The 3,267-nt window shown below is 45.9% G+C and carries 4 protein-coding genes; 3 read left to right on the top strand and 1 reads right to left on the bottom strand.

Translation table 11 applies throughout. The features are described 5' to 3' along the window. Both mgtE and WEIDD23_RS02425 read left to right on the top strand, forming a co-directional pair. Positions 1 to 848 (top strand): magnesium transporter (gene mgtE / locus WEIDD23_RS02430; RefSeq protein ID WP_082778299.1); only part of this gene is annotated, 848 nt, incomplete at its 5' end. An 84-nt stretch (positions 849 to 932) separates the two neighbouring features. Then, positions 933 to 2,108, top strand: a complete 1,176-nt coding sequence (locus tag WEIDD23_RS02425; RefSeq protein WP_010373829.1) for a multidrug effflux MFS transporter — start codon at positions 933 to 935, stop codon at positions 2,106 to 2,108. A gap of 38 nt (positions 2,109 to 2,146) precedes the next feature. Here WEIDD23_RS02425 and WEIDD23_RS02420 read toward each other — a convergent pair whose 3' ends face one another. Then, on the bottom strand, positions 2,147 to 2,860 hold the full coding sequence (locus WEIDD23_RS02420; RefSeq protein WP_062358723.1) for a TIGR00266 family protein: 714 nt from the start codon (positions 2,858 to 2,860) through the stop codon (positions 2,147 to 2,149). A 192-nt stretch (positions 2,861 to 3,052) separates the two neighbouring features. Between WEIDD23_RS02420 and WEIDD23_RS14375 the strand changes: the two genes are divergently transcribed. Further along, a partial coding sequence (locus tag WEIDD23_RS14375) for a VOC family protein (protein WP_242865398.1) occupies positions 3,053 to 3,267 on the top strand: 215 nt, incomplete at its 3' end.

The following is a 3,267-nucleotide window of genomic DNA, read 5'->3' as shown; positions in this document are numbered from 1 at the left end:
AAATTACTTACATTTATGTCGTGGACGATGATGAAAAGCTTGTCGGCGTTATCTCATTGCGTTCTTTGATTGTTTGGCCGGACGAAGCCAAGGTTGCGGATGTGATGGATACAAACTTGATTACAGTGACGCCGAGTGATGACCAGGAGGACGTTGCCCGATTGATGGCCGACTATAATTTCGTGTCGATTCCAGTTGTGGTGAAAGACCACCTTGTTGGTACCATTACAGTCGATGATATCGTGGACGTTATTGATGAAGAGGCCGCGGAAGACTACTCTCGTTTGGCCGGTGTGGACGTTGTCACGTTGGAAGAGAATCCATTTAAATCCGCTGCTAAGCGTTTACCTTGGCTAGTTGGTTTGATTTTCTTGGGAATGGGAACGGCTTCAGTAATCAATAACTTTGAAGGTTTAGTGAGCCAAGCGTCGATTTTGGCAGTGTTCATCTCTTTGATTACGGGAACCGCCGGTAATGCTGGGACGCAGTCATTGGCCGTGTCAGTGCGTCGTTTAGCGTTGAAAGAAACAAGTTCGCTCATTAAGATGTTGATGACTGAGGTTTTGATTGGTGCCATGATTGGTGCAACGGCCGGTTTGACCATCTTTTTGGTTGTGTGGATTTGGAAAGCCAATATGCTCTTAGGTGTTGCGGTCGGTCTTGCGATGGGTGTGGCCATTCTGGTAGCGAATGTTGCAGGATCATTCATTCCGCTAGTAATGGATAAAATCGGGGTTGATCCAGCAGTTGCGTCGGGTCCGTTCATTTCAACGTTATCTGATTTGACATCCGTCATTATTTATTTCAACATCGCTGGCTTATTTATTAGTCACTTTGTGAGTGCGTAAAGTAGGACGTACGCTTATACTAAAAACATGATTTAAGTAAAACGGCTCAAATTGGGTCGTTTTTTGATTGGGAGATTGTGGGTTATGAAGAAGAAAATTGGCATCTTTCAGCTCTTTTTATTGGGTGTCTTAAGTGCCTTTTCACCACTGGCGATGGATTTATATTTGCCAGGGTTACCAGAGTTACAACAGGATTTACACACGTCAACGTCATTAGCGCAGTTGACGATTACAGCATCCTTGCTGGGTTTGGCACTCGGACAAGTGATCATTGGACCATTGTCTGACCGAATTGGCCGGCGGACACCGTTGCTGTGGGGCACGGTCTTATTCGGCCTGAGTTCGGCAACGATTGTTTTCGCACCGAACATTTGGGTGTTGATTATTTTACGGTTGATTCAGGGCTTGGCCGGTTCAACGGGGATTGTTTTGTCATTGGCGGTAATTACGGATTTATTTACTGGTAAGACTTTGACGAAGCAAATTGCGATTAATCAAACGATTAATGGCGTCTTTCCAGTCTTGGCGCCCGTGTTTGGTGGGGTGATCATTGCCATTGCGGACTGGCAGATGACATTCTGGGTTTTGGCAGTCTTGGGGCTGATCTTGTTTGTGAGCGTCTTGCTTGCCCTGCCGGAAACCTTGCCAGCTGAGAAGGCACAGGTAGCTGACCGTCCTTCTGTGGTGGGTGGTTTTGCACAATTATTTAAGCAACGTGAATTTGTGCTATATGCGCTTACACAGGCCTTTATGACGGCAGCATTGTTTGCATATATTTCTGGTTCATCATTCGTCTTGCAAAAGATTTTTGGCATGTCAGTGACGACTTTTGGGATTGTGTATGCGATTAATGGAGCTGGTATTGCACTCATGTCGAGTCTGGCTGGTCGCTGGGCGGTGAAGTTTGGTGAATATCGCGCACTCCGCTGGTTTATCCGAGCTGGCTTTTTAGGTGGAATCCTCTTGCTTGTGACGGCATTCTTGCCTAAGTCACTTTGGCTGATTTTGCCACCATTATTCTTAGTTGTGGCAACGGTCGGGGGTATTATTTCATTGACGACGGCGTTGGGGATGCAAGGGCAACAACAAAACGCGGGTTCAGCTTCAGCGTTGCTTGGACTAGCGCGTTATGCGTTGGGTGGACTGATGTCACCAATCGTCGGGCTTTTCGGCCAACACACGTACATGCCAATGGCGATATTAATTGTTGCGGTGCAATTGGTTGGTTTTATCATCTTTAGCCAAGTTAAAAAACAATAGAAAAATGGGTATCGACAACGCGGTCGATACCCATTTTTTTAGTTTGAACTAGGTTGTGGCATGAATGGCTTGAGCATATTGGCAAAATTCTCAAGATTCAAAGATTGAACGAGAACTTTTCCAGTGCCGTTAAACGTGTTGACCACACCTTCGCCCGTGCCGATTGAACTAATCAAACCACCACCTTCAAGGTGAATGTCATAAGTTAGTGACGTTTCCCAAGCGACAACGTGCGCATTATCGATGGTGAAGTCGTGGGCGTCTTGCAGGTCGATTTCCTTAATTGATCCGAACGCCGCAACGAGCAAAGTCCCTTCACCAGACGTCTTCATGACGAACAAACCACCTTGGCCACCTAGAATAGCGCGTCCAACTGATTGCCGTTCCATGCTGTATTGCACGGTACCGTCCATGGCTAAGAAAGCTGAGTCATTCAAGTAGTAGTTGCGACCAGGCGTAACTTCCAAGGCTTGAATCGTACCAGGCACGGCGGGGGCCAAAGCTAGATCACCACCCTTAGCACCGGCTGAGACTTCGGTAATGAAGACTGATTCGCCACTGACCATGGCACGTCCGGCGGCACGCAATAGCTTACCAATACCTGAACCGCCATTTGCGTTTAGACGACCCTTTAGTTGGGTGTCGCCAGTGTGATAAACCATCGCACCACTTTGAATGCGAACTGTTTCGTTGGGTAACAAGTTGTATGTCACCAGTGGAAATTGCATATTTGCCTCAATATTGTAATCCATTGTGATAACCCCTCAATATTATTTGATACTTATAGTCTACCTGAAATGCGGGTTTAATGCAGGCGTCAGCTGTCAAAAATATTTGATAAAAAAATGACACTTTTTACGTGCATTGTTTTTGGTAGTTGGTTATTATGTGTACATAAAGTAAATGACATAAAAATTTTTAAACATAAAAAGAGGGCAGAAGTAATGCAAACTCACCACATTTCACTATTGACTGGCGATGCTAAGTTGAACGCTGATTACTACGTTGGCGTTTTGGGCATGCGTTTCATCAAGAACTCAGTTAACCAAGCTAACCCACGTAACCGTCACGTTTACTATGGTGACTTCATGGGAACACCAGGAACGGTTATCACGTTCTTCCCAATCGACGATTTGCGCGACCGTACTGACGGTAAGAT

Origin of the sequence: Weissella sp. DD23 (assembly GCF_001579105.1) — a bacterium.
Classification (GTDB): Bacteria; Bacillota; Bacilli; order Lactobacillales; family Lactobacillaceae; genus Weissella; species Weissella cibaria.
Note: the sequence above shows the minus strand (reverse complement) of the source record. Positions and strands in the feature narration are given on the sequence as shown.

Bases quoted from the DNA above. Each gene is read 5' to 3' on its own strand.
- WEIDD23_RS02425 (WP_010373829.1), top strand. From the start codon at position 933: ATGAAGAAGAAAATTGGCATCTTTCAGCTCTTTTTATTGGGTGTCTTA.
- WEIDD23_RS02420 (WP_062358723.1), bottom strand. From the start codon at position 2,860: ATGGATTACAATATTGAGGCAAATATGCAATTTCCACTGGTGACATAC.